The sequence below is a fragment of the Rhizobium sp. 007 genome, from assembly GCF_015353075.1.
GTDB lineage: Bacteria > Pseudomonadota > Alphaproteobacteria > Rhizobiales > Rhizobiaceae > Rhizobium.
Genome location: NZ_CP064187.1, coordinates 1,659,972 through 1,684,304 on the forward strand (window position 1 = coordinate 1,659,972; position 24,333 = coordinate 1,684,304).

25 protein-coding genes, 1 tRNA gene and 1 pseudogene are annotated in these 24,333 nt (G+C 59.7%); 20 read left to right on the forward strand and 7 right to left on the reverse strand.

The genetic code is table 11. The features are described 5' to 3' along the window. Positions 1-229: 229 nt before the first annotated feature. The 3 genes from folE to ISN39_RS08420 all read left to right on the forward strand — a co-directional run bounded on the left by folE (position 230) and on the right by ISN39_RS08420 (position 2,408). Positions 230-844: a GTP cyclohydrolase I FolE gene (folE, locus tag ISN39_RS08410; RefSeq protein ID WP_022715673.1), complete on the forward strand. Its 615-nt coding sequence runs from the start codon at positions 230-232 to the stop codon at positions 842-844. Between the two features lie 23 nt (positions 845-867). Further along, positions 868-1,320, forward strand: coding sequence for a phosphoribosyl-AMP cyclohydrolase (gene hisI, locus ISN39_RS08415; RefSeq protein ID WP_039844956.1), 453 nt, complete (start codon positions 868-870; stop codon positions 1,318-1,320). Positions 1,321-1,436: 116 nt separating this feature from the next. Then, a complete protein-coding gene (locus tag ISN39_RS08420; protein ID WP_194729747.1) occupies positions 1,437-2,408 on the forward strand; it encodes a patatin-like phospholipase family protein in 972 nt (323 codons plus the stop codon). Positions 2,409-2,421: 13 nt separating this feature from the next. Here the strand turns inward: ISN39_RS08420 and ISN39_RS08425 are convergent, their stop codons facing one another. Beyond that, on the reverse strand, positions 2,422-2,856 hold the full coding sequence (locus ISN39_RS08425) for a CBS domain-containing protein (RefSeq protein ID WP_074068211.1): 435 nt from the start codon (positions 2,854-2,856) through the stop codon (positions 2,422-2,424). A 103-nt stretch (positions 2,857-2,959) separates the two neighbouring features. After that, positions 2,960-3,730 (reverse strand): rhomboid family intramembrane serine protease, encoded by a 771-nt coding sequence (locus ISN39_RS08430; protein ID WP_183927935.1) that lies wholly within the window; start codon positions 3,728-3,730, stop codon positions 2,960-2,962. Positions 3,731-3,997: 267 nt separating this feature from the next. Here ISN39_RS08430 and ISN39_RS08435 point away from each other — a divergent pair, with 267 nt between their 5' ends. The 7 genes from ISN39_RS08435 to ISN39_RS08465 all read left to right on the forward strand — a co-directional run bounded on the left by ISN39_RS08435 (position 3,998) and on the right by ISN39_RS08465 (position 10,424). Then, positions 3,998-4,645 carry a PAS domain-containing protein gene (locus ISN39_RS08435; RefSeq protein ID WP_194730131.1) on the forward strand — a complete coding sequence of 216 codons (648 nt, stop codon included), beginning with the start codon at positions 3,998-4,000 and terminating at the stop codon, positions 4,643-4,645. A gap of 123 nt (positions 4,646-4,768) precedes the next feature. Then, positions 4,769-5,383: a PilZ domain-containing protein gene (locus ISN39_RS08440; protein WP_074068217.1), complete on the forward strand. Its 615-nt coding sequence runs from the start codon at positions 4,769-4,771 to the stop codon at positions 5,381-5,383. Between the two features lie 63 nt (positions 5,384-5,446). Further along, positions 5,447-6,415, forward strand: a complete 969-nt coding sequence (gene pip, locus ISN39_RS08445) for a prolyl aminopeptidase (protein ID WP_074070271.1) — start codon at positions 5,447-5,449, stop codon at positions 6,413-6,415. A gap of 380 nt (positions 6,416-6,795) precedes the next feature. Continuing rightward, complete coding sequence (locus tag ISN39_RS08450; RefSeq protein ID WP_194729748.1) at positions 6,796-7,395, forward strand: transglutaminase-like cysteine peptidase; 600 nt, start codon at positions 6,796-6,798, stop codon at positions 7,393-7,395. A gap of 244 nt (positions 7,396-7,639) precedes the next feature. After that, a complete protein-coding gene (locus ISN39_RS08455; RefSeq protein ID WP_194729749.1) occupies positions 7,640-8,392 on the forward strand; it encodes a hypothetical protein in 753 nt (250 codons plus the stop codon). A 116-nt stretch (positions 8,393-8,508) separates the two neighbouring features. Then, positions 8,509-10,041: a D-alanyl-D-alanine carboxypeptidase gene (locus ISN39_RS08460; protein WP_194729750.1), complete on the forward strand. Its 1,533-nt coding sequence runs from the start codon at positions 8,509-8,511 to the stop codon at positions 10,039-10,041. A gap of 110 nt (positions 10,042-10,151) precedes the next feature. Beyond that, complete coding sequence (locus tag ISN39_RS08465) at positions 10,152-10,424, forward strand: hypothetical protein (RefSeq protein WP_194729751.1); 273 nt, start codon at positions 10,152-10,154, stop codon at positions 10,422-10,424. Positions 10,425-10,426: 2 nt separating this feature from the next. On the opposite strand, the gene ISN39_RS08470 is transcribed toward ISN39_RS08465, so the two are convergent. Then, positions 10,427-10,864, reverse strand: a complete 438-nt coding sequence (locus ISN39_RS08470) for a DUF1489 family protein (protein WP_074068223.1) — start codon at positions 10,862-10,864, stop codon at positions 10,427-10,429. A gap of 62 nt (positions 10,865-10,926) precedes the next feature. Beyond that, on the reverse strand, positions 10,927-12,333 hold the full coding sequence (locus ISN39_RS08475; RefSeq protein ID WP_194729752.1) for an L-serine ammonia-lyase: 1,407 nt from the start codon (positions 12,331-12,333) through the stop codon (positions 10,927-10,929). A gap of 181 nt (positions 12,334-12,514) precedes the next feature. Here ISN39_RS08475 and ISN39_RS08480 point away from each other — a divergent pair, with 181 nt between their 5' ends. From ISN39_RS08480 to ISN39_RS08490, 3 genes and pseudogenes are all read left to right on the forward strand, one after another. Further along, positions 12,515-13,279, forward strand: coding sequence for a DUF599 domain-containing protein (locus tag ISN39_RS08480; RefSeq protein ID WP_074070273.1), 765 nt, complete (start codon positions 12,515-12,517; stop codon positions 13,277-13,279). Further along, entirely contained in the window at positions 13,276-14,244 is a 969-nt protein-coding gene (locus ISN39_RS08485) for a DUF1624 domain-containing protein (RefSeq protein WP_194729753.1), read from the forward strand. The genes ISN39_RS08480 and ISN39_RS08485 overlap by 4 nt, the downstream gene beginning before the upstream one ends. A gap of 4 nt (positions 14,245-14,248) precedes the next feature. Beyond that, positions 14,249-14,707, forward strand: a pseudogene (locus ISN39_RS08490) (isoprenylcysteine carboxylmethyltransferase family protein); the annotation flags it as partial. A gap of 17 nt (positions 14,708-14,724) precedes the next feature. Here the strand turns inward: ISN39_RS08490 and ISN39_RS08495 are convergent. Next, the gene (locus tag ISN39_RS08495; protein WP_022715690.1) at positions 14,725-15,117 is read right to left on the reverse strand and encodes a MerR family DNA-binding transcriptional regulator; all 393 of its coding nucleotides are present in this window, start codon (positions 15,115-15,117) and stop codon (positions 14,725-14,727) included. Positions 15,118-15,183: 66 nt separating this feature from the next. Continuing rightward, positions 15,184-16,599, reverse strand: a complete 1,416-nt coding sequence (gene mgtE / locus ISN39_RS08500) for a magnesium transporter (RefSeq protein ID WP_074068230.1) — start codon at positions 16,597-16,599, stop codon at positions 15,184-15,186. Positions 16,600-16,835: 236 nt separating this feature from the next. Between mgtE and ISN39_RS08505 the strand changes: the two genes are divergently transcribed. Both ISN39_RS08505 and ISN39_RS08510 read left to right on the forward strand, forming a co-directional pair. Next, complete coding sequence (locus ISN39_RS08505; RefSeq protein ID WP_194729754.1) at positions 16,836-17,330, forward strand: peptide deformylase; 495 nt, start codon at positions 16,836-16,838, stop codon at positions 17,328-17,330. A 75-nt stretch (positions 17,331-17,405) separates the two neighbouring features. Then, the gene (locus tag ISN39_RS08510; protein ID WP_194729755.1) at positions 17,406-17,903 is read left to right on the forward strand and encodes a BON domain-containing protein; all 498 of its coding nucleotides are present in this window, start codon (positions 17,406-17,408) and stop codon (positions 17,901-17,903) included. A 114-nt stretch (positions 17,904-18,017) separates the two neighbouring features. Here the strand turns inward: ISN39_RS08510 and ISN39_RS08515 are convergent. Then, a tRNA-Leu gene (locus ISN39_RS08515) sits at positions 18,018-18,102 on the reverse strand. Positions 18,103-18,276: 174 nt separating this feature from the next. Between ISN39_RS08515 and lipB the strand changes: the two genes are divergently transcribed. From lipB to ISN39_RS08540, 5 genes are all read left to right on the forward strand, one after another. Next, positions 18,277-18,990, forward strand: coding sequence for a lipoyl(octanoyl) transferase LipB (gene lipB / locus ISN39_RS08520; RefSeq protein ID WP_194729756.1), 714 nt, complete (start codon positions 18,277-18,279; stop codon positions 18,988-18,990). Between the two features lie 59 nt (positions 18,991-19,049). Beyond that, complete coding sequence (locus ISN39_RS08525) at positions 19,050-19,988, forward strand: DMT family transporter (protein WP_194729757.1); 939 nt, start codon at positions 19,050-19,052, stop codon at positions 19,986-19,988. Between the two features lie 85 nt (positions 19,989-20,073). Further along, a complete protein-coding gene (locus ISN39_RS08530; RefSeq protein ID WP_194729758.1) occupies positions 20,074-20,766 on the forward strand; it encodes a hypothetical protein in 693 nt (230 codons plus the stop codon). A gap of 104 nt (positions 20,767-20,870) precedes the next feature. Beyond that, on the forward strand, positions 20,871-22,880 hold the full coding sequence (locus ISN39_RS08535; protein WP_194729759.1) for an acetyl/propionyl/methylcrotonyl-CoA carboxylase subunit alpha: 2,010 nt from the start codon (positions 20,871-20,873) through the stop codon (positions 22,878-22,880). A 114-nt stretch (positions 22,881-22,994) separates the two neighbouring features. Further along, the gene (locus ISN39_RS08540) at positions 22,995-24,257 is read left to right on the forward strand and encodes a hypothetical protein (RefSeq protein WP_194729760.1); all 1,263 of its coding nucleotides are present in this window, start codon (positions 22,995-22,997) and stop codon (positions 24,255-24,257) included. Positions 24,258-24,333 lie beyond the last annotated feature (76 nt).

Consider the following 24,333-nt stretch of genomic DNA (forward strand, 5'->3'; position numbering starts at 1 on the left):
GTGCTAGCATACTTACATGAAGACGCCGTCTTCCTATATGTATGTCGTTCGAAGACCATGAAAATGCAATGGTCCTCGGGTAAGTTTGATTGGGAAACCGTGCCGGACGGGCTATAAGTTGCCCCGAAAGCCCCGGAGCCTGCCAAAGGTGCAACATTCCTGACAAGGGATACCAGTGGCGAGTCCGAAAGACGGTCCAAAAGTTCGTGGACCAGGAGACTTGAGCAGTATGGACGCCATCGTAAAGAATTTTCCGCAGACCAGCCGTGACGCCGAACGCCCCAGCCAGAAGGAAGCCGAAGACGCAATTCGCGTTCTGCTTCGCTGGGCTGGTGACGATCCGTCGCGCGAAGGGCTGATCGATACTCCTACCCGTGTCGCCAAAGCCTATCGCGAACTTTTCGCCGGCTACGAAATGGACCCGGAAGACGTTCTGGGCCGCACCTTCGAAGAAGTCGCCGGCTACGATGATATGGTTCTCGTGAAGGATATTCCGTTCTATTCCCACTGCGAACATCACATGGTGCCGATTATCGGCAAGGCACATGTCGCCTATATGCCTGACGGCAAGGTACTTGGACTTTCCAAGATCGCCCGCGTCGTCGAGATCTATGGCCGCCGCCTTCAGACGCAGGAAACCATGACCGCACAGATCGCCAAGGCGATCGATGATACGCTGGCTCCGCGCGGCGTTGCTGTCATGCTCGAAGCCGAACACATGTGCATGGCGATGCGCGGCGTACAGAAACAGGGTTCCACGACGCTGACGACGACCTTTACCGGAATCTTCAAGGCCGAGCCCGCCGAACAGGCGCGATTCATGACCATGGTGCGGAGCCGCTGACACGGCTCCATTAAGAGAGCCGAATGATGCCTTTTGCATTCAATGCGCCGTCAGACGACAAATCCGAACTGGAAGATGCCGGCGATTTCACGCCCCGCTTCGATGATCGCGGCCTGATCACCGCGATCGTCACCGACGTGCATGACGGCGAGATCCTGATGGTTGCGCACATGAACGCGCAGGCGCTGGCGCTGACGATCCAGACGGGCAAGGCACATTACTTCAGCCGGTCTCGCGGCAAGCTCTGGATGAAGGGCGAAACCTCCGGCAACATCCAAACGGTGAAGGAAATCCGTACCGACTGCGATCAGGATGCAATCTGGCTTAAAGTAGAGGTCGCCGGTCACGACGCGACGTGCCATACTGGCCGCCGTTCCTGCTTCTACCGCACGGTGACGCTCCAGGACGGGAAACCAATGCTCGATATCGTGGATGACGAGCGGCATTTCGACCCGAAAGACGTCTACGGAAAATAGCGCGCGTGTCAGTTACCTGCTCGCTATTGAGACAGATAGCGCTGCTGTATACGATTTGGAAAGGGAACGGGGACACTATAACAAACTGAAATATTTCTGCCTGGAGGAGGCATACCATGCTGAACTGGAGTTTGCATCGTCAGAGCTCTGAAGCAGGCAGTTCAGGTTCCGGTGTCTCGACAGTTCCAGATATGACCGTTCCTCCGACGTCCGCCCTTCCCCCTAAACGAGCAAAGATTGCGCTGGCGCTTGGCGGCGGTGCGGCGCGCGGGTGGGCGCATATCGGCGTGCTGCGCGCAATGGACGAGGCCGGCATCGAAGTTGGCATGATCGCTGGAACCTCGATCGGCGCGCTGGTCGGCGGCTGCTATCTTGCCGGCAAGCTGGATGAGCTCGAGGCCTTCGCCCGTTCGCTGACGATGCGCCGCATTGCCAGCCTGCTAGATCTTACCATCGGCGGCAGCGGACTTTTCGGCGGCATGCGCCTGACGAAGCGCATGCAGGAGCATCTCGAAGATCTGAACGTGGAAGACCTCGACCGTCCCTTTGTCGCCGTGGCTGCGGAGGTGAACACCGGCCACGAGGTCTGGATTTCCAGCGGCTCGCTGATTACGGCGCTGCGTGCATCCTATGCCCTGCCCGGCATCTTCGAGCCAGTTCGCAGCAACAGCCGCACGCTGGTCGACGGCGCACTGGTCAATCCGGTGCCGGTTTCCGTTTGCCGCAGCTACGAACAGCAGCTCGTCGTGGCTGTCAATCTGAACTACGACCTCTTCGGCCGGTCCGCAGTCGTCAAGCACAATGCGACCTTGACGCTTCAAGAGATGCAGAAGCAGGAGGCGGCCCCCTATGCCCGCCTCGGAATGACCGGCGTGATGGTGCAAGCCTTCAACATCATCCAGGACAGAATTTCGCGCGCGCGCCTTGCCGGCGATCCGCCGGACATTTCGCTGCATCCGCGTCTCAGCGACATCGGCCTGTCGGAATTCCACCGGGCTGGCGAAGCGATAGAGCGCGGATACGAGGAAGCCAGAGCGCGGCTTCCCGAACTCCGGCGGATGCAGGAAGCGTTCGCCACCCAGGCGTGATGGTGCGAACGCCTCAGCCCGCGATATAGGCCTTGATTTCTTCTGTCTCGCGCTCGACTTCTGCGATGCGCGTCTTCACGACGTCGCCGATTGAGACGATGCCGACGAGCTTTCCATTTGTTTCAACCGGCAGATGGCGGAAGCGCCGGCTGGTCATCAGTTCCATCAATTCGTTGACGGTCGTGTCCTCATGGCAACGGAAGACCCTGGATGTCATCAGCGAGACAACCGGCTGATCGAGGCAGTCCTTGCCGAACTTTGCAACGGCATTGACAAGATCGCGTTCGGTGAAGATCCCGGCAATACGGCCTTCCACGCCGACAATGACAACGGCACCGATCTTGCGGCTGCTGAGCACTTTCGCCGCTTCGCCGGCGGTCGTGTTCGCGCCGGCCGTGACGACGTTGCGGCCCTTCAGGTCGAGGATGGCTTTTACGGTGTTGGACATTCGAAACCTCCCATGTCTAAAGTGAAACACTTAACTGAACAGAGGCACCTGCGAAGGGCTGTTCGTCCCAACGCGGATCAGCCCGAATGGTGCACTCCAAAGCTCAAGATTGCAATATATCCGGCTCTTCCGAAACCTCAGGCTCCGCAGGAATATTCCGGTCGAAGAGCGAGAAAAGGAAGAATCCAAAAACGAAACCACCGATATGTGCGTCCCAGGCGATCGGCTGGTTCGGGTCGCCGATCAGTGGAATGCCGACGGCGATCAGCCCGTTGCCAATCAGCCAGAAGAGCGTGAATACCACCACCGTGCGGCTGCGAAAGGACTCGGCCACCGACAGGCGCGGATTGAGATGTGCCGGACGCGTCACCTTCCGCTCCGGCGGAAACGCAAAACGGCAGGCCGCCCCCATGAGCCCGGAAACGACACCGGAAGCGCCGATGAGCAAGGTCGGATCGCCCCAGTTCAATCCGGCGTGAAGCGCTGCCGAGGCGACCGATGAGAGAATCCAGAAGATGACATAGCGCAAGCTTCCGATGCGGCGCACGACCGGTGCGCCGAAAGCCATCAGCCACAGCCCATTGAAGAGGATATGCTCCACGCTGCCGTGCAGCAGAGAATAGGTCACCGGCGACCAGAGCCATTGCAGCCCCTGCTCCGAGAACGGGATCACATAGCGTACCGGAATGAAGCCGAAAGTGATGAAAAGCCAGTCGACTGCGTTTGCGGAGAGGATGAACGACTGGACCGCATAGATCGCGCCGAGCAGACAGAGTGTCGCCAAAAGGATGCCGGGTAGATTGAAAACCGGCGTCCGGTTCTTTTCAATCGGGATTTCCTCAACCGTTTCCGGCTCCGTCCTGTGATCGTCCATATGCGTCCTCGCCGGATTGAGGTCTCAGCCTTACAGGAGCGAAGATCAAAAAAAAAGCCGCCCGGATAAACCGGACGGCTTGCCGAGCATGCCCCGAGAATGACCCCGCGCCCGATCAGTGAAGTGCTGAACTTCGTTTCCGAAGCGATACCCAACAGTTGCACGGCATGTCACCGGCGGCAATCGAAACCTTTCCTTAACCTTAACTGCCCGCAGTTGGCATGAAATCCGCTTGGTAAGCATCAGAAGAGCCGTTCGGGCTTGAACTTGAACCGAAATGAAACAGGTTGGTGTGCCGTGCGTCATCAGACGATCATCGATATTTACGATTACTGGAACCGCCTGCGCGGTGCCAGCGATGCACCGCTGAAATCGCAGATCGAACCGTCGAGCCTTGGCCACCTTCTGCCGAGCCTCTTCATCCTTGAGAAAAACGACGAACTGGGCGCCGTCACCTTCCGGCTTGCCGGCACCAGAATCTGCGATCTTTTCGGGCGGGATCTGCGTGACGAGAGCTTTGCCGAACTCTTCGGCGACGGCCATGCCGATGACATTGAGGCAACGCTTCTGGGTGCGATGCATCACGTCATCCCGACGCTGCTCAACGCGACCGGCTACAGCACGGCGGGGCATCAGGCCACCTTCGAGATCATCGTCATGCCGCTGCGCTGTGAAAACGGCTGCCGCGCGCGGCTGCTCGGCGCCATTGCGCCGTCCGCTGCGGCAAGCTGGCTGGAAATCGTGCCGCTCGATTTTCTGGCGCTCGACCGCAGCCGCCTGCTGCGCGATAAGACCGGGCAGAACGGCGGTGGGAGCAACTGGCCATACACAGCTGTCGCCGAGCCTACGCATGGCTTTAGTGTGGTCCTCGGCCGCATGATGTCTTCATTGTTTTCCGGGGTGGCACCGCGCTGACCGTCTCATTCCGGCACAGCCTTATCCTATGCTGCAAGGTGTAATCGCGCCCTTCAGGACAACCTTCTGTTAAGGGATTGCGGGTAATGATTGTCGTATAACATTTTATGAAGAAGCGCTTTCATGCACTCATTCCAGCAAGCCCAGACGCAACGGACAACAGTGCCGCGCCCTGAGCAGGGTGTCTTCCAGCGCGTGCCCATCAATATGCAGGGCCGCCTCATGCTTGCGAACTACGAGGAATACGAATGCACAGTGATCGACATGTCACCCGGCGACATGTATGTCACCTGCGCCGGCCGGCCGCGCGCCAATGAGCGCGTCGTCGCCTATATCGATCATCTCGGCCGTGTCGAAGGCAACGTTCTGACCGTCGACGTGCGTGGCTTCACGATGTCGATCAACGCCACCGAGCGCAAGCGGGAGAAGCTTGCCGCACAGCTCACCTGGCTTGCCAACAAGCATGAGCTCGGCCTGCCGGAAGACCGGCGTCATGATCGTCTGACCCCGCGTGAGACGAAGACAGAGCTAACGCTTGAGGATGGCACGCGCTACACCTGCCGCATCATGGACTTGTCGTTGTCGGGTGCTGCAGTTGACGTGGAGGTGCGCCCCGCTCTCGGCACGCCAGTCCGCCTCGGCAACATGCGCGGCCGCGTCGTGCGCCATTTCAGCGAGGGCGTCGCGCTAGAGTTCCTCTCGCTCCAGTCCCGCGAGACGTTGCGCGAATTCCTCTAAGCGGCTGCTCATTTCAACGTCATGGATATGACCGATGAAGGCCGCCCGAACAGGCGACCTTTCATGTCTTCGCTTTATCCTGAAATCGAGCCCTATGACACAGGATTCCTGGAGACCGGAGACGGCAACCGGATCTACTGGGAATGCTGCGGCAATCCCGTCGGCCAGCCTGCGCTCGTTCTCCACGGCGGTCCCGGCTCGGGATGTTCTGCAACCGCACGACGCTATTTCGATCCTTCAGTCTATCGCATCGTGCTCTTCGACCAGCGAAATTGCGGCCGCAGCCTGCCGAGTGCCGCCGAGTTCGATACGGACCTTGCGGCCAACACCACGTGGCATTTGGTTGACGACATAGAGCGGCTTCGGCTTCACGTCGATGTCGAGGCCTGGGTCATATTCGCGAACTCCTGGGGCTCGACGCTGGCGCTCGCCTATGCCGAGAGCCATCCCGATCGCGTGCGAGCCATGGCGATCGCTGGAGTGACGACCACCCGCCGTACCGAAATAGATTGGCTCTGCCACAGCATGGCACGCTTCTTTCCCGAGGAATGGGGGCGGCTGCGCGAGGCGATACCGCCCAACCTTCGCCATCTCGATATGCTTTCGGCCTTTCACCGGTTGCTGAATGCGCCTGATCAGGAAGTCCGCATAAAGGCGGCGCGCGATTGGCACGACTGGGAGGCGGCACCGATACTTCTCGCCGATCCGGATGGTTTGCCCCGCCGCTGGCGCGATCCGGACTATGTGCTGGCCAGAGCGCGGATCGTCACGCACTTTTTCTTCAACGGCGCATGGCTTGATGACGGTGTCCTGCTACGCAACGCGGGACGACTTTCAGGAATACCCGGCATCTTGGTACAGGGCCGCTTCGACCTTGAAGCGCCGCTGACGACCGCCTGGGAACTGGCCGAAGCGTGGCCCGGCAGCCGCCTTGTCGTGGTTGAAAACGCCGCGCACTCGACGTCGAACACGGCAATCTCCTCCGCCATCATCGCCGCAACCGACGAATTTCGCGAAATTTCCCAAAAATAATTTTGAGGCATCGCTGCGAAAAACGAGCCGCAACCGCGGTTCGGAGCAACCCTATTCAGAATTTCCGCGTCTTCTCCATGCCGCGCGCGCTATCTCCGCACCGGGCAGCGCGCTGCAATATTTAGCCGAATTGGTCGCTGCCGTTAACTTTTTTACGGAACGGCAGCACCTGCGGCGCCCTCAAGGCTTGCGTCGAAACATAAAAGTTTATTCGAATTTACATCGAAACTGCGACGAGTTTTACGCGTATTCGATTTTGTTTTTAATCAGGTTTTACGTGCTTTTGAATCAACTAAGCTGTTAATTTTACTGCGTAATTTTGCGCTGGATAAAAACGTCCGTGTCATTGTCATCCTCACAAAACGGGGACGACAAAGACAATGTTCAATGCACTCAAAGGCACCTTTCTGGCCGGTATCCTGATGATGGCAATGACGGGCTCGGGCCAAGCGACGCCTGCCAATATGACGCTTGCAGGCAACACAAGTCCGCCGATCGGCCACTATGAATTTTGCAAGGCAAACTCGAGCGAATGCGCCTATGACGGTGGCGACGCCGGCCCCGCGATCCTAACCCAGGAGCGTTGGAAGGCGATTCTCAAGATCAACTACGAGGTCAACTCGCAGATCCAGCCGATGACCGACAAGGAAATCTACGGCGTCGAGGAGCGCTGGGCCTACCCGCGCAGCGTTGGCGATTGCGAGGATTTCGTACTGCTGAAGCGCAAGATGCTGATAGACGCCGGCATCTCGCCATCCGATACGCTGATAACGGTTGTCATGCAGCCGAACGGCGAAGGCCATGCCGTGCTGACAGTCCGCACGGACCATGGCGACTTCATCCTCGACAACATGCGCAACAAGGTGATGCTTTGGGCGGATACCGAATACACCTTCCTGAAGCGCCAGTCCGCCGATGATCCGGCACGCTGGATGAAGCTGCAGGACGGCCGTGCCGTCGCGGTTGGTAGCGTTCGCTAAGTCAAATTGCCCCGCCGGAAATACCGGCGGGTCCACTCGGCCCGGTCAGTCCCCTACATCCCCGTCCCGACCGGCGCCCTGGAGCCGCTCCCGCTGTCCCGGGAGCGGCTCGCCCTTTTTGAGGGACGCTCGGCAATCGGGGTTAATCTTTCTTTAACTGCATCCGCCCGATGATACCGTGAGATTCATCCAGGTACCGGCGACTCCAGTCTCTTTCGCGGCGGTCAGACACTGAAGAACCGCCATGAGCCACCTCGCCCGCAGCGCCGGCACATCCGAGGAGTCGCCCCTCTTCTCGAACGGCTTCATCCTCCGTCTGACCGCAGTTGTCGCAATGCTTGCAATTCTGATGCTGGGTATCAGCATCGGCGGTCGCTGGATCGGCCGGCACATTACGCTGGCGGGCAATACCGACAATACCGCCATCGTCACGATCACCATCGGCCGCGACACGCTCAATCTACCCGAAAACGTGATCCGCTTCCCGAGCCAGAGGCATAGCGGAGCCGCCGAACGCGCCGACGTCTATCTCACCTGGCCGGAATTGCAGGGCTACACGAAGGAACACCGCGAGCGATTCGACGACGTCTCGCAGTCCGCCAATCTCATCTTTCTGCAGATCACCCAGAGCACGATGTCGCGCGACATGTCCGGTCGCGTCGAGCTCATCTATACGCATGTGATGGAAGGCGCCGCCGTGCCCTATGGCAACGGACTGACGCTTCACAATCTGAAAGCCGAGGCAGGCTATGGCGGTGAGGTTCTGCTGACTGCACCGCGCGCCAATCAGGCCACATATGCCGTTCGCTGCATCCTGCCCTCCGCGGCGGTTAGCCCAACAAGCGGGGACTGCCAGCGCGACATCAAGGTCGGCAAAGACCTTAGCGTCCTCTACCGCTTCTCAAGCCGCCATTTGCAGGACTGGGACCATATTGATGCCGCTATTCGCGGATTTGTGGAGGCCCGTCTTGTGACCCTTTCCGCAACACCCCGCTAAAATGCATCTGCACGGCGAAGCAAACGATTAATCATAAACGGATTGGTAACCCTGCTCGGCTAGATTCAAAAGACAATGGCCGAGACAACGAGGACGTGTGTAGGCCGATAGTTGAAATGCAAGCGAAGAGTGAAATAGTGTCAAGGTCAATATCCTTCGTATCATCGCCACGATCCGGCAATTTCCTGGTGAAGATGTTAGCGGCGATCGCGATCGCAACAACGGCTTTCCTCGTTGAGTCGGCCACAGCCGAAGCAGAAGCCGCAAATTCGAAATATGCGGGCATCGTCGTCGATGCGAAGTCCGGCAACGTTCTCTACAGCGAGAATGCCGATCGCCTGCAGTATCCGGCGTCGCTGACGAAGATGATGACGCTCTATATGGTCTTCGAGGCGCTTGAGCAGGGTCGCATCCGTCTCGACACGCGTGTCCCCTTCTCGGCTTACGCTTCATCTCAGGCTCCGACCAAGCTCGGCGTCAAGGCCGGCAGTTCGATCAGCGTCGAACAGGGCATCCTTGGCCTTGTGACACTCTCCGCCAATGACGCGGCAACGGCCCTTGGCGAATTGCTTGCCGGCAGCGAAAGCCGGTTCGCGCAGACGATGACCGCCAAGGCGCATGCGCTCGGCATGACCCGCACTACCTATCGCAATGCCAACGGCCTGCCGAACACGGCACAGATGACCACGGCACGCGATCAGGCCCGCCTCGGTATCGCACTTCGCCAGCATTTTCCGCAGTATTACAGCTATTTCTCCACGCGCAGCTTCAAGTTCGGCAAACGCGTCATCCGCAGCCACAATCGCCTTGTCGGTTCGGTGCGCGGCGTCGATGGCATCAAGACCGGCTATACCCGGGCTGCCGGTTTCAATCTTGTGAGCTCAGTGCAGGCCGACGGCAAGTCGATCGTTGGTGTCGTCATGGGTGGCACCTCCACGCCTGCCCGCGATGGGCAGATGCGTAAGTTGATTGCGACCTATCTTCCGAAGGCTTCCACGCGCGGCGGTTCAAACCTGATTGCGCAGACGGCGCCCACGCCGGTTCCGTCACCTGTTGCTTCTGCGACTGAAATTCCTGTCGCGGCCGCCGATGTCGACCTGCCGCGCAAAGGCCCGACGCCGGACGCGCGCTATGAGGTAGCGTCCGCTGCCGTCGCCTATACTGACGCTCCTGCTGCGAAATCCGAAAACCCGCTCGTTGCCGAACAGAAGACCGAGATTCCGGCTCCGACCAAGGTGAAGACCAAGAGCTTCAAGCAAGCCTCCGTTGCTGCCCCCTCTCCGGCCCCTGCCTACATGCCGCCGGAAGAGCCCGCCGGCAATCCCGTCGATGCTCTCACGACCGCCTCGGTGGGTCCCGCCGCCGCTGCCGCGAAACCGGCTCCGGTTGCCGACCAGGGGCCTAGCGGCTGGGTCGTTCAGATCGGCGTGTCGTCGAGCCGCGAAATGGCGATGGATCTGCTGGAGAATGCAAAGAGCAAGGGCGGCAAGGCTTTGAGCTCCGCAAAGCCCTTCGCAGTCGCCTATGCAAACGGCGGCGATCAGGTCTATCGCGCCCGCTTCGGCGGCTTCGACGACCAGCGCGAAGCCGTAAATGCCTGCAAGGCGCTCAAGCGCGCAGGCGTCAAGTGCTGGGCGGCAGCCCAATGAGAGATACGGTGCCGCCAGCATTCCTGACGGCGCCGTTCACGGCCGGAATCGGTGTTTGCGGCGCCGGCTACAGTTCATAACCTCGATTTGTAATGCGTACGGGGATGATTATGGCGACCAATGGAAATGTAACGGGTTTTCCGCCCCGCAGTTCAGGCAAGCCGGCGCGGTTCGGCCTTCAGCCGCTGCACGAGGCAGCGCTCCGGCTTGCTGAGATCGGCCTGCACCGGCCGAGAGCAAAATCGGCGAAGACCAAGGATCTCATCAATCTGCTCCTCTGCCACGGCGCGCGCGCCTGGCGCTACTCGCAGCCGGAAGCCAGCATCCACTTGCACGTCACCTGCCCGGACGGCAAATCGCCGGTGATGCTGCGGCTGCGCTGAGGCTACAGCAATCCAAGCTCCGACAGCTCGCGGCGCAAATCCGCGGGCATCTCGGCAACACCCTCTCCGAGCGTCGTGATATCCCGCGGCACGTCTTCTTCCGGATAATAGCGCCAGCCCTGGAAGGCGCGCTTCGGCTGCACGGCAGTTTCGATCACTTCCGGCCCAAGAACCAGGTGGCACCGGCCGATCCCTTCGCCGTCCGTGAAGGTCTGGATATCCAAGAGCTTCTGGCGCGCTTGCACCTGCCCCTTGATGACCCAATAGAGTGAGCCGCCGTCAAGCAGTTCGTCCACGCGTTTCGGAACCATGCGCGTTGTGTGAACGGAATGCGGCTCGAGGCCAGCCGCAATCGCCCGCAGCGAACGCTCCGCCACCCATTCGCGCAAATCGTCGATCGAGTCCGCGCCGACGCATAATTTGATCAGATGCAATGCCATGCCGTCGTTGAAATCCTTTTGACCGGCAGCGTCAAGCGACTAACGGTCGCAAGTCCACAGGCTCAGCATTCGACGACGTTGACAGCGAGACCCCCGGTCGAAGTTTCCTTGTATTTCTCGCTCATGTCGTAGCCCGTCTGGCGCATCGTCTCGATGCAGGCGTCGAGCGGCACGAAATGCTGGCCGTCGCCTTTGACGGCAAGCGAGGCGGCGGTAACGGCCTTGACGGCACCGAGCGCATTGCGTTCGATGCACGGCACCTGGACGAGACCGGCCACCGGGTCGCAGGTCATGCCGAGATGGTGCTCCAGCGCGATTTCCGCCGCATTCTCGATCTGGGCGGGCGTGCCGCCCATCACCGCCGCAAGTCCCGCAGCCGCCATCGCTGCCGCAGAACCGACCTCGCCCTGACAGCCCACTTCGGCGCCGGAAATCGAGGCGTTGTGCTTGATGATGCCGCCGACGGCAGCCGCAGTCAGGAGATAGTCGCGGATGCCGTTCTGATCCCAATCCTCGTGGAAATGCTCGTAATAACGGATCGTTGCGGGAATAACCCCCGCTGCACCGTTCGTGGGCGCGGTCACCACGCGGCCGCCGGCCGCATTCTCCTCGTTGACGGCCATGGCATAAACACTCAGCCAGTCGTTGGCGAGCAGCGGATTGATGCGGTTGCTCCTCCACTCCTCCTGCAGCTTGTCATGGATCTTCCTCGCACGGCGCCGGACGTTCAAACCGCCCGGCATGACGCCGTCGACCTTGAGGCCGCGCTCGATACAGGAGCGCATGGCTTCCCAGATACGGTCAAGACCTTCGTCGAGCTCCTCACGGCTGCGCTGGCTCTCCTCATTGGCGCGCTTCATCTGCGCGATGCTGAGGCCGGAGCGCTCCGCCATTTCCAGCATTTGCTTGGCGGTGGCGAAGGGATAGGGAACCTTGGTCGCACCCGCGATGGCTTTCTTCTTGGCGCGCATCTGCTCGAGCTCGGTATCGGTGACAACGAAACCGCCGCCAACGGAATAGTAGACGCGTTTCAGAAGCAGGCGTTCGTCCCTGTCATAGGCGCAGAAGGACATGCCGTTTGCGTGGCCCGGCAAGGGCTGCTTCTTGTTGAAGACCAGATCGTTCTTCGGCATGAAAAAATAGGCCGGGTGGCCGGGCGGCGTGATGCGGCCCGAGCGCTCCACCTGGTCGATGATGCCGTCCATCTTGTCTGGATCGACGCTGTCGGGCTTCTCGCCCATCAGGCCAAGAATGACCGCCCTGCCCGTCCCGTGGCCGATACCGGTATGCGCAAGCGAGCCGTGCAGGCTGACCTTGATCGAGGCAACCTGCGCGCCAGAGGACGGACGTGGCCATTCGCTCGAAAGGATCAGGTCGAGGAAGCGGTTGGCGGCCGACATCGGCCCCATCGTATGCGAGCTCGAGGGGCCGATACCGATCTTGAAAACGTCGAATACCGAAAGGAACATGCCAGCTTCCTGTGAAAATCTTCCGCCAGACTATCCAAAAGGCTATTCCGGCACTCGCGACGAACCGACATCGCGTTTAATTGGCGCGACACTAAAACGAAGGGCGCGTCTTGCCAATCATTGCAGCATGCAATTGCATCTGTAGAGTGGCGGCGTCGAATGCAGGATTGTAACATTGATGCTGACGGTTGCGGATTATATCGCACTGGCTTTCTTCGCCATTCTGTGGCTCGGCTATTCCTGGCTGCTGCGCGGCAGGACATTCTTCGGCCGCACGAGCCTCACCCACGCCATGACCGAACGGCGGCGCGAATGGATCTACAATTCGCTGCGCCGCGACCTCAAGATGATCGACACGCAGATCATGGCCGGGCTCCAGAACGGCACGGCCTTCTTTGCATCGACCTCAATGTTCGCGATCGGCAGCTGCTTTGCACTGCTCGGCGCGACGGACAAGGTAAATGCCATCTTCGCCGATCTGCCTTATGTATTCAGCAGCGGCACCGCGAGCTTCGAACTCAAGGTCGGCGGGCTGACGGCGCTCTTTGCATACGCCTTCTTCAAGTTTGGCTGGTCTTATAGGCTCTTCAACTACTGCAGCATCCTCTTCGGCTCGATCCCAATGGTGCGCGACAGCGAGACCGATATCATCGCCGCCGAGCGCGCCGCCGAACGGGTCATCCGCATGAATGTGATTGCCGGCGGACATTTCAATGAAGGCCTTCGCGCGATCTTCCTGTCGATCGGCTATCTCGGATGGTTCGTGAACGCTTACGTATTCATGGCGACGACGGCGATCATCGTCGTGGTGCTCACGCGCAGGCAGTTCTTCTCGGAGGCGCGGCTTGCGATCATGGATGCCAACCCGCCATCAATTCTCCACCTTTCTGCTATTCGCCGCGATATGCCGCCAGGTGGCGGAAGTGATTTGCCCGGGGGATTATGATGGCTATTTCGGCGAACGAAAACGGTGCGTCCTCCCGGCCGCCGCGCATCGGCCTGCTCGATACGGCGCGTGGCGCGGCCCTGATTGCCATGGCGACCTACCACTTCACCTGGGATATGGAGTTCATGGGCTATCTGGCGCGCGGCACAGCGGAGGCTGGGTGGCTGAAGATCTATGCCCGCGCGATCGCCTCGACATTCCTCTTCCTCGCCGGTGTCAGCTTGGTGCTTTCCGGCACACCAAGCATCAGGCGCCAAGCCTATCTCCGGCGGCTTGGCATGATCGTTTCAGCCGCGGCTCTTATCACGGCCGCGACGGCAATTGCGATGCCACAGGGCGCGATATTTTTCGGTATTCTGCACAGTATCGCAGCGGCAAGCGTCATTGGCCTGCTCTTCCTGCGCATGCCCGGGATTATAACGATCGCCGCCGGCATTACGGCCGTCATCGCCCCGCTCTATCTGCGCTCTTCATTCTTCGATACGCCATGGCTTTGGTGGGTGGGCCTATCCCAAACGGTTCCGCGATCGAACGATTATGTGCCGGTTCTACCCTGGATCGGGCCTTTTCTCATCGGAATGGGCGTTTCGAGAATAGCGCTGAAACAGGGCTGGGCGGAATGGCTGGCAAAGTTTGGCACCGGCACCACTCTGCTCGCAAAAGCTGGCCGCCACAGCCTTGCCATCTACCTGATCCACCAGCCGATCCTGATCTCGATCGCCTATGCGCTTTCGATCACCGTCCCGCCCGCAAAGCCGGATCCCGTGCAGACCTACTTGCAGCAATGCCAGTCCTCCTGCGTCGTCCAGGAAGGCGAAGCCCTTTGCCGCAGCTTCTGCCAGTGCACGCTCGAAAGATTGCAGGGTGAGAACTCGTTCACGCCACTCCAGTCTGGCGCAATCCAGGCGGATAAGGATGAAAGCGTACAGCGTATCGCATTGGAGTGCAGCACCGAAGCGCAATAGTTCGATGAATGCCTATCGTTCTAAGCCGCTGAAGTTTCCATGGCCGCCGGTTCTATACGGCCTCGCTTTTTTCTCCGCTTTCCTGCTCGGCGAAATCGCCGGGTTTCCGGTACCACGGATGCATGCCGCCTTTGGCTGGATCATAGGCGCAGCGCTCACCGTCGCAGCCGTCTCGCTCGACATATGGGCGATCAAGACCCTGCTGGAGAGCGGGACAACGATCATGCCGCATCGCGCAACAGCCCATCTCGTCACCCGCGGACCCTTTCGCTACACGCGCAATCCGATCTATCTCGGCTACACGCTTGCAACGGTCGCCTTCGGCCTCATGACGGCAAACAGCTGGTTCTACGTCGCAGCGGTCTTCGCGGCGATCGTCACCACCTTTGTCGCGATCCGGCGCGAGGAAAGACACCTGCAGGCCCGCTTCGGCTGCGATTTCGAAAGCTATTGCAGAAGAACCGACGCTGGATCTGACGCTCAGGTGCCAACGCCGATTTCGGCGAGCCGGCCGAGACAGGCCTCTTCGATATTGTCGAGCTCCGTCAGCGTGTCGTCGATATCCTTGCGCTTCTTGCGCAGGTCTTCCCGCTTTTCGTCAACACGTTTCATCAAAAGCTTGAGCTGGCCGAGTTCCCCCGGCGGGTCCTTATAGACCTGAATGATCTCGCGAATCTCCGCGATCGTGAAGCCGATGCGGCGGCCGCGCAGGATTTCCTGGATCAGGCGCCGGTCGGCCGGACGAAAGAGGCGCGTGCGCCCGCGGCGTTCCGGATGGATCAGGCCCTCGTCTTCGTAGAAGCGAAGCGTGCGCGTCGACACTCCGAATTCGCGCGTCAGCTCCGTTATGCTATAGTACTTGTTCACTGGCATTGGCTTCCCACTCTCGTAGCCCATAATATTGACTTTTACGTAATAGTCAATTTAGGCAAGTCCGGCTCAGATACCGAACCACCAGGTGGCGATACCGAGGAAAGCGAAGAAGCCTGTGCAGTCGGTGACGGTGGTTACGAAAACGGACGACGCAATAGCCGGGTCCGCGCCGACTTTATCCAGAAGAAGCGGCAAAAGAATGCCCGCCAGCGCCGCAGCCACCAGATTGATGATCATGGCGGCGCCGATGACCATACCAAGCTGGTAGTCGTGGAACCACGCGCCGGCAATCGTGCCCATGATGCTGGCAAAGACGATGCCGTTCATGATCCCGACGCCCGCCTCCCTGCGGATGATGCGGCCGGCATTGTATATGTCGAGGTCGCGGGTCGCGAGCGCGCGCACGGTCACGGTCATCGTCTGCGTGCCGGCATTGCCTCCCATGGAGGCCACGATTGGCATCAGTACGGCAAGCGCGATCATCTTCTCGATCGAGGCGTCGAAGAGGCCGATGACACTGGCCGAAAGCATCGCCGTGCCGAGATTGATCATCAGCCAAAGGAAGCGCGAGCGGACGGTCGATATGACATTGTCGGACAGCTCTTCGTCACCGACGCCGCCGAGGCGTTTGATGTCCTCATCCGCTTCCTCGTGAATGACGTCGACTACATCGTCGATGGTAAGAACACCGACAAGACGCTCGTTCTCGTCCACGACGGCGGCTGAGAGAAGGTCGTATTGCTCGAAGAGCTGCGCCGCCTCTTCCTGGTCCATCTCGGCTGGAATCGGATGGGTCGTCTCGCGCATGATCGCTTCGATTTTTGTCTGCCGCTTGGTGCGGAGAATCTGGTCGAGATCGACGGCGCCGAGCAGCTTGAAGGTCGGGTCGATAACGAAGATCTGCGTGAAGGAATAAGGCAGGTCCTCCTCTTCGCGCATATAGTCGATCGTCTGACCGACAGTCCAGAATGGCGGCACCGCCACGAATTCCGTCTGCATGCGGCGGCCGGCAGAGCTTTCCGGGTAATCCAGTGCCCTACGCAGGCGCACCCGCTCGGTGAACGGCAGCTGCGCCAGAATTTCTTCCCGGTCTTCCTTGTCCAGGTCCTCGAGGATGTAGACAGCGTCGTCCGAATCGAGGTCGCCGATTGCAGCGGCAATCTGCTCGTTCGGTATCTGATCGACAATTTCGCGACGGATCGTTTCATCGACCTCCGTCAGCGCCGTCATGTCGAAATCGTCGCCGAGGAGGCGGACAAGCGCTAGACGCTGATCCGGCTGGATCGATTCCAGCAGGTCGCCTATTTCGGACTCGTGAAGACGCGCGACGTTCTGCCGGAGAAAAATCGTATCGCGGTCGGCGATGGCAGCGCCGACAAGCGCCAGAAAGTCGCTGCGGACATTGCCGTCCTCGTCGTAGATGTCGGCTCCTTCGTCGTCCGGACGTCTGCGGATGCGGTCGTCTTCTCCGGTTTCCGTCATCTGCCGTCCTCGCATTCCAAGATTAACGACTGTCGCGCCGCATTCGAGAATGGCGGCTGAAAAAGCATTGTCAACAAGCGGATAAACGAATTCCGCCTGCCCTCTCGGCCCGCCCGAATTCCAGCCCCTGCTAACCGAAATGCTCGGTGTCGTCTAGCGCCAAAGCGCATCGCGCAGATGACAATGCGCCGTCTTGCCGATAGTTTCCGCGCGCCAGCAAACAAGGACCGCCGCCGATGGCCATTCGCCCCATTCTTCGCTATCCGCATCCCGGCCTGAAGACAGTCTGCGAACCGGTGGCGGTCTTCGATTCGGCACTGCGTCGGCTTGCTGACGATCTGCTGGAGACGATGCGCGTGTCACCCGGCGTCGGCATCACGGCCGCCCATGTCGGCGTCTTCCTGCGGGTGGTGGTGATCGAGCTCAACAAGGCGGACGGGGTTCGGATCTTTATCAACCCCCATATCATTTCGGTTTCGGATGAACTCATGCGCCAGACCGAAGGAAGCGTGTCGATGCCGGGCGTGACCGACGAGGTGACGAGACCCCGCGCAGTCCGTTTCCGCTACCAGGACATCAACGGTGTCCAGCATGAAGAGCATGCCGATGGCTTCCTGGCGATTTGCATTCAGCACGAAGTCGACCAGCTTGACGGAATTTTCTGGCTTCAGCGCCTGTCGAAGCTGAAGCGCGACCGCCTGATCCGGAAATGGGAAAAAGCGACGCTGTGATTTCACGAAACTTTGGCGAACCATTCCGGACCACGAGCGTTCTTCGATCAAGGTAACGCCTGAGGGAGAATGACGATGCCAAAGAAGAACGACAAGACCACCTTTTCGCGCGAAGACGATTATCGCGATTACGAAGAACGCAATCTTGACGACGGCTGGCCCTACTCCGACGAAGCAGGTGCGCGATCGCCTGAACCGCAAAATCGAGCCTACGGCGAAACGCCCGCAAACTTCGATCGCGAGCCTAACAGCGGCTTTCGCGTTGACGGCACGGACGAAGACGGAAACGAAAACCGGCTCAAGGATTCGCTCAGGGCCGATACGATCCATCGCGACGAAAGCGATGACCTTGAAGCGCGCGTGACGGAGAACCTGGAAAACATCCCGGATCTGAACCTCGACAGCATCGATGTTCACGCCGACGGCCATACCGTAACGCTGGAAGGCGCGGTCGAGACCATCGGAATGGCCCGGAAGGTCGAACTCGGTGCCCTTTCAGTTGATGGCGTCCACCATATCCGCAACCGGCTGGAAACGATCGGTGTTGATTCGCATCTATCGGACGAGGATTGAAGTCCAAGGCCAATCGAACCGTCGGGCATGCCGCAAACGAAAAGGGACCGGAAACCGGCCCATTTTTCATGTCGCACGCGAGATGGGACGTTCTAAAATTTCTCTGGAAGAGAATGGTGCGGTCGAGAAGACTCGAACTTCCACGGGTTGCCCCACAGCGACCTCAACGCTGCGCGTCTACCAATTCCGCCACGACCGCATCGTGGTAGGTGCCGATTTGCGTCGGCGGGGCAGCATGTAGCAAAAGCATTTGGGGTGCACAAGGGCGATATGGCAGATTTTTGCAAAACAAATCACAGCATTTGAATTGCCCGTCAAACGGGGCCATATAGGCGATCTGCCGCCTGTGATCGCCGTGCGGCGAGGGAAGTCTATGCTGCGCACCGATCTACAATTCTCGATGTTTCCGCTTGCAGGCTCAAAGCCGGTGCGTTGGCGCATCTCCGATGGTCTCATTCCTTATAGCGAAGCCGTCGAGACGATGGAGCGCGAGGTGGCCCTGATCGCCGAGGGCGGCGACGAGCTTGTCTGGCTTGTCGAGCATCCGCCCCTCTATACGGCAGGCACCAGCGCCAATGCGAAGGACCTTGTGCAGCCGGACCGTTTTCCGGTTTTTGCGACCGGCCGCGGCGGCGAATACACTTATCATGGCCCCGGCCAGCGCGTTGCCTATGTGATGCTTGATCTCAAACGCCGGCGGCAGGATGTCCGCGCCTTCGTCGTGGCGCTTGAAGAAGTGGTGATCCTTACGCTCGATTCGATGAATGTACGCGGCGAGCGGCGCGAGGACCGCGTCGGCGTCTGGGTGAGACGGCCGGAGAAACCGCATCTTCCGGACGGCAGCATGAGCGAGGACAAGATTGCTGCGCTCGGCATCCGGCTTCGCAGATGGGTGACGTTTCACGGCTTGTCGCTCAATGTCGATCCCGACCTCGACCATTTTACCGGCATCGTACCCTGCGGGATTTCTGCCTACGGCGTGACGAGCCTTGTCGATCTCGGCCTGCCGGTGATGATGGCGGATGTGGATATCCGCCTGCGCGAAGCCTTCGAATCGGTCTTCGGCAAAACGGTGGGCGAACGCTAGGCCATATTGATCGGCATGCATTCCTGTGGTTGATGGCTTCGTTTTCGAAAGCCTGCACCATGTCCCAAGAACAATCTCCGCATAATCCGCTTCAAGGCATGGTCATCATGGCCGGCGCCATGGTCGTCCTGCCCGCCATGGACGCGATCGCCAAATACATGGCGACCTTCGAGGCGATGTCACCGGGGCAGGTGACATTCTATCGCTTCTTCTTTCAGGTCGCCTGCACGCTTCCTATCCTGCTTGCCGTCTTCCGCTGGAAGGCGCTTTCGGCAAAGCGGCCATGGATGAACCTGCTGCGGGGCGCCTTGCATGGCGCAGCCAGCCTGCTCTTCTTCGTCGCGGTCAAATACATGCCGCTCGCGGATGTCTTCGCGATCTATTTCGTGGAACCATTCATGCTGACGGCTCTTTCGGCGCTCTTCCTCGGCGACAAGGTCGGTTGGCGGCGGTGGGCGGCGATCGTCGTCGGCTTCGCAGGTGCGATGATCGTCATCCAGCCGAGCTACGAAATCTTCGGCCTGAAGGCGCTGCTGCCAGTGCTTTGTGCCTTCCTTTTCTCGCTCTATCTCTTCCTTAACCGCGCAATCGGTGAAGCCGATTCGCCGTTAACGATGCAGACCTTGGCCGGAATCGGTGGAATGCTTTTCATGGGGGCCGCGCTCCTGGGCGGAAATGCGCTTTCAATGCCCGATTTCGAAATGTCGCTTCCCTCGTCGGTATTGGGCCTCGTCCTTTTGCTCGTCCTCGGCACCATCTCCGGCTATGCGCATATGCTGATCGTCAGGGCATTCCGCCTTGCGCCGCTGTCGCTGCTTGCCCCGTTCCAATATTTTGAGATCATTTCGGCGACCGTGCTCGGATACGCGCTGTTCAACGATTTTCCCAATTTTTCCAAATGGATCGGCATTTTCATCATCGTCGCGTCCGGCCTCTTCATCATCTGGCGCGAACGGGTTCAGTCAAGATCGCTAAAATCATCGGAAACACCTGCGTAGTCGATTAACCCTTGTCGTTGAGGGTTCTTCAATTCCGCTGGGCTAAAATCATTTCTGGCTTCATGAAGAAGTCTGGAGATGAAAGATGAGCGAATTCCGACTCGCTTTTCCGGCATGCGTGATCGCGGGAAAGCATCGGCTGGCCGCCGACGATATCAGCCTCTTGCGCAAGCACAGCTTTCCGCACGGCGTCCGGAGGGCCGACGACGTCGTTGTCATGCTTGCACTGAACAATTCCTGTCCTGAAAAATGCCCGGAATGGAGCGCCTTCTTCGTGGAGGAACTCGCCGGTTTCATTGTCAACTACAGCTATCCGCAGGGCTCGCTGGACGAGATCAATGTCGCCTGGATCATGCGCATGTTCGCGACCGACGGCGTCATCAATTCGACGCTCGAACTGGAACTCATACTGCACATCATGGAGATTTCCTCCCATGTACCGGACGAGCTGCGCGCCTTTGCGCTCGATCAGCTGCGCCTTGCGATTACCGACGATGTCGGCGGCTACAAGCTGTCGCGTGCAGTGGACCGCAAAGGCATCGCCCGCCAGGACATCGATTTCGTGATGCGCGTGCTGCGGAACATCTGCGAGGGCGGTGTGATTCCAGTTTCGCATCTCACCTACAGCGTCTTGCGCCGGATCGAAGCGGAAACGCTGCCGTCCGCCAATCATCCCCGCTGGGCTGAAATCCTCCAGGCGCTTCAGCTTCGGGATTACGCCGAACCGCGCACCAGCCGCTGGCTGCGGATCGTGGACGACGAACAAGCCGTTGCGTGACTTGCGTTAGGACAGGTCCCTTCCCCACCGTCAGATTTCGCACGATTGTGCGTCCCGGCGTTTCTGCGTAGAACTTCTGGACGCATTTTTCGGGTGGAGTCTGCATGTTCAAGAAAATTCTGATCGCGAACCGCGGCGAGATCGCTTGCCGCGTGATCAAGACTGCGCGCCGCATGGGTATTGCAACGGTCGCGGTCTATTCGGACGCAGACCGCGATGCCCTTCACGTCGAGATGGCTGATGAGGCAGTGCATATAGGCCCGGCGGCGGCAGCCGAGAGCTATCTCGTCGCCGAAAAGATCATCGCCGTCTGCAAGGAGACCGGCGCGGAAGCTGTTCACCCCGGCTACGGCTTCCTTTCCGAACGGGCCTCCTTTTGCGAGGCCCTCGAAAGGGAGGGCATCGTCTTCATCGGGCCGAAACCGAAGGCCATCAGGGCGATGGGCGACAAGATCGAATCGAAGAAGTTCGCCAATGCCGCCAAGGTTTCAACGGTGCCGGGCTATCTCGGCGTCATCGAGGATGCAGCGCATGCCGAGATGATCGCCGGTGAGATCGGCTATCCCGTGATGATCAAGGCTTCGGCCGGCGGCGGCGGCAAGGGCATGCGTATCGCCTGGAACGAGGCGGAAGTCCGCGACGGTTTCGACCGTGCCCGCTCGGAGGCAAGGAGTTCTTTCGGCGACGATCGCGTCTTCATCGAGAAATACATTGTCGATCCACGCCATATCGAAATCCAGGTGCTGGCGGATGCGCACGGCAATACCGTCTATCTCGGCGAGCGCGAATGCTCGATCCAGCGGCGGAACCAGAAGGTCGTCGAAGAGGCACCCTCGCCTTTCCTCGACGAAAAGACCAGACAGGCGATGGGCAAGCAGTCCGTCGCACTGGCGAAGGCCGTCGATTATCAGAGCGCAGGAACGGTAGAATTCATCGTCGACCGCGACCGCAATTTCTATTTCCTCGAAATGAACACGCGGCTGCAGGTCGAGCATCCGGTGACGGAGCTGGTGACCGGGATCGACCTCGTGGAGCAGATGATCCGGGTTGCCGCGGGCGAAACACTTCCCATCAGCCAGAAGGACATAAAGCTGAATGGCTGGGCGATCGAAAGCCGCCTCTACGCCGAAGATCCCTATCGCAACTTCCTGCCGTCGATCGGCCGCCTGACGCGTTACCGCCCGCCCGCGGAAGGCTGGCACGGCAGCACGATCGTCCGCAACGATACCGGTGTCTTCGAGGGCGCCGAAATCTCGATGTATTACGATCCGATGATCGCCAAGCTTTGCGCTTGGGCGCCGGACCGTTCGGCAGCGATCGAGGCCATGGGCCAGGCACTCGACGGCTTCGTGGTTGACGGCATAGCGCATAATCTGCCGTTCCTCTCGGCATTGATGAAGCATCCGCGCTGGCGCGAGGGCAGACTTTCGACTGGTTTCATTGCCGAGGAATATCCGGACGGCTTTGCGCCGATGGCCCCGGATCAGCGGGAGGAGGCTCTGCTTGCGGCCGTAGCGCTGTCCACAGCGCTGATCGAAGCCAATCGCCGCGAACGCCATATCGACCGATTGCGCGCTTCGGACGGTAATCTTCGCAAGCAATGGGTCGTGAAGATCGGCACGGACTATGTGCCGGTGAGGCTTGCCGATGGACTGGTGACCATCCCGTTCGACATGGAGATGGAAGCAGCGGGAGAAAAGTTCCATGTTGTCACCGATTGGCGACCCGGTGCGCCAGTCTGGAACGGGGCAATCGGCGGACGGGCGGTGACGGCCCAGATCCGGCCGGTTCTGAACGGCATGCGCATCGATTGGCAGGGCCTTGCGGTCCGCGCCACGGTTTTCACGCCGCGCCACGCCGAACTCGATTGCCTGATGCCGGTCAAGCTCCCGCCGGATACCTCGAAGCTGCTGCTTTGCCCGATGCCGGGGCTGGTGATTTCGATCGCCGTCGCGGAAGGCCAGGAGGTAAAGGCCGGCGAGACGCTTGCCGTCGTGGAAGCTATGAAGATGGAAAACGTGCTGCGCGCCGAACGCGATCTGGTCGTCGGCAAGATCAATGCGAAGCCTGGCGAGAGCCTCGCCGTCGATGCCGTGATCCTGGAATTCGCCTGATCCGGATTGGCACAGGTCCGTCTGCGCCGCCGCTGACGCGACTTCGCATTTGTTAAGGTCTTGCAGCCTAGTATGCGGCGTTTTCGTCCTGTGGCTGGGGCCTCGGAGACACGAATGACGGCGCTGCAATCTGCCGCCCTGCTGCTTTTCATCAATCTTGGCCTGCTCTGGCTGCTCATGCGCATCCCACTCGGCGTGCGCACCATTCGCCTGACGCGGACATTCCAGAGACCGCCGGAGGAGCTGTGGAGAGCGATCGATCCCGCCGGCACCGACGCCGACTGGCACCATTCCGTCATCAGCAGCAAGCCGCTCAAAAACCGCGCAGGCATCGTCGAGCAGATCTACAGCCATTTGGACCGCGACGGCGCACCTCTGCGCCGCTTGCTGGCTTTGGAGCCGTTGCCGGCCGCCGGCGGACGCGGCTTTCGTTCGCGCGTCGCTGACGACAGCACGCTTGATTTGGCCTTCTGGCGGGATTTCAGCGAAAGCAGGATCGTCCGCCGCCTGCCCGACGGCGCCGAGATCGAAATTACGCAGACGGATCGTTACCGCGGCCTCGCCTTCCTTCTTTTCCGATATGTCATGCTGCGCCGCGAGCTGCGTGCGCTCGAAGGTTGGCTTGAAACCGGTGCATCGGTTCCGCAGGGATATTTCGAACATCCCACGTTTCAATGCGGCCTGGCTATACTTTCGACGTTTTTGCTTTGGCCGTTCTTCGGACTGACGACATCCGGGCTGATGATCTCGACATTTCTTACCCTCGTCATCGCTCTGCACGAGCTCGGGCATCTCGCCGCCTACCGGACTTTCGGACATGAATCCGTGCGCATGATCTTCGTGCCGCTCCTCGGCGGCATCGCGATTGGCGGCAGACCCTACAAGAGCCATTTCGAGGTTGCCACCTGTGCGCTGATGGGGCCCGGCATCTCGGCCTTCTTCGTGCCTATCCTGATTGCCGGGGATAACATTGCGGCACATGGCCTGCTGTCGGAGCAATTCCGCGGGCCGCTATTGATCTTCCTGCTCATCCTCGGCGCTTTCAACCTGCTCAATCTTCTGCCCATGCAAAGGTTCGACGGTGGTCAGGTCTTGCGGCAGATCTTCAGGACACCCCGCTCGCTGATCGGAGCGAGCTTTGCCATTACGGCCTGCATTCTCGTCATCGGCTGGGAGGTCGGCGTTTCCAGCGGCATCCTGGCTGCGGCGCTCGCCGTCTTCATCCTGCTCAGCATGATTGGCGCGGGATCCCTCAAGCCTCGCCACAAGCTCGAGGAGATGAAGGCCTGCGAGCGCCTGCTGGTCACCTTCGGTCTTTATGCTGCGATCCTCATTCACGGCTATGCCGTTATTTTTTCGGCGGAAAAGCTCTTTTGACGCTCTGAGCAAACTGGTTGTCGCAAGTAGCTGATTTTGCGTTAATGTCGTCGCCGCCTTTCCTTTTCGCTTGAGC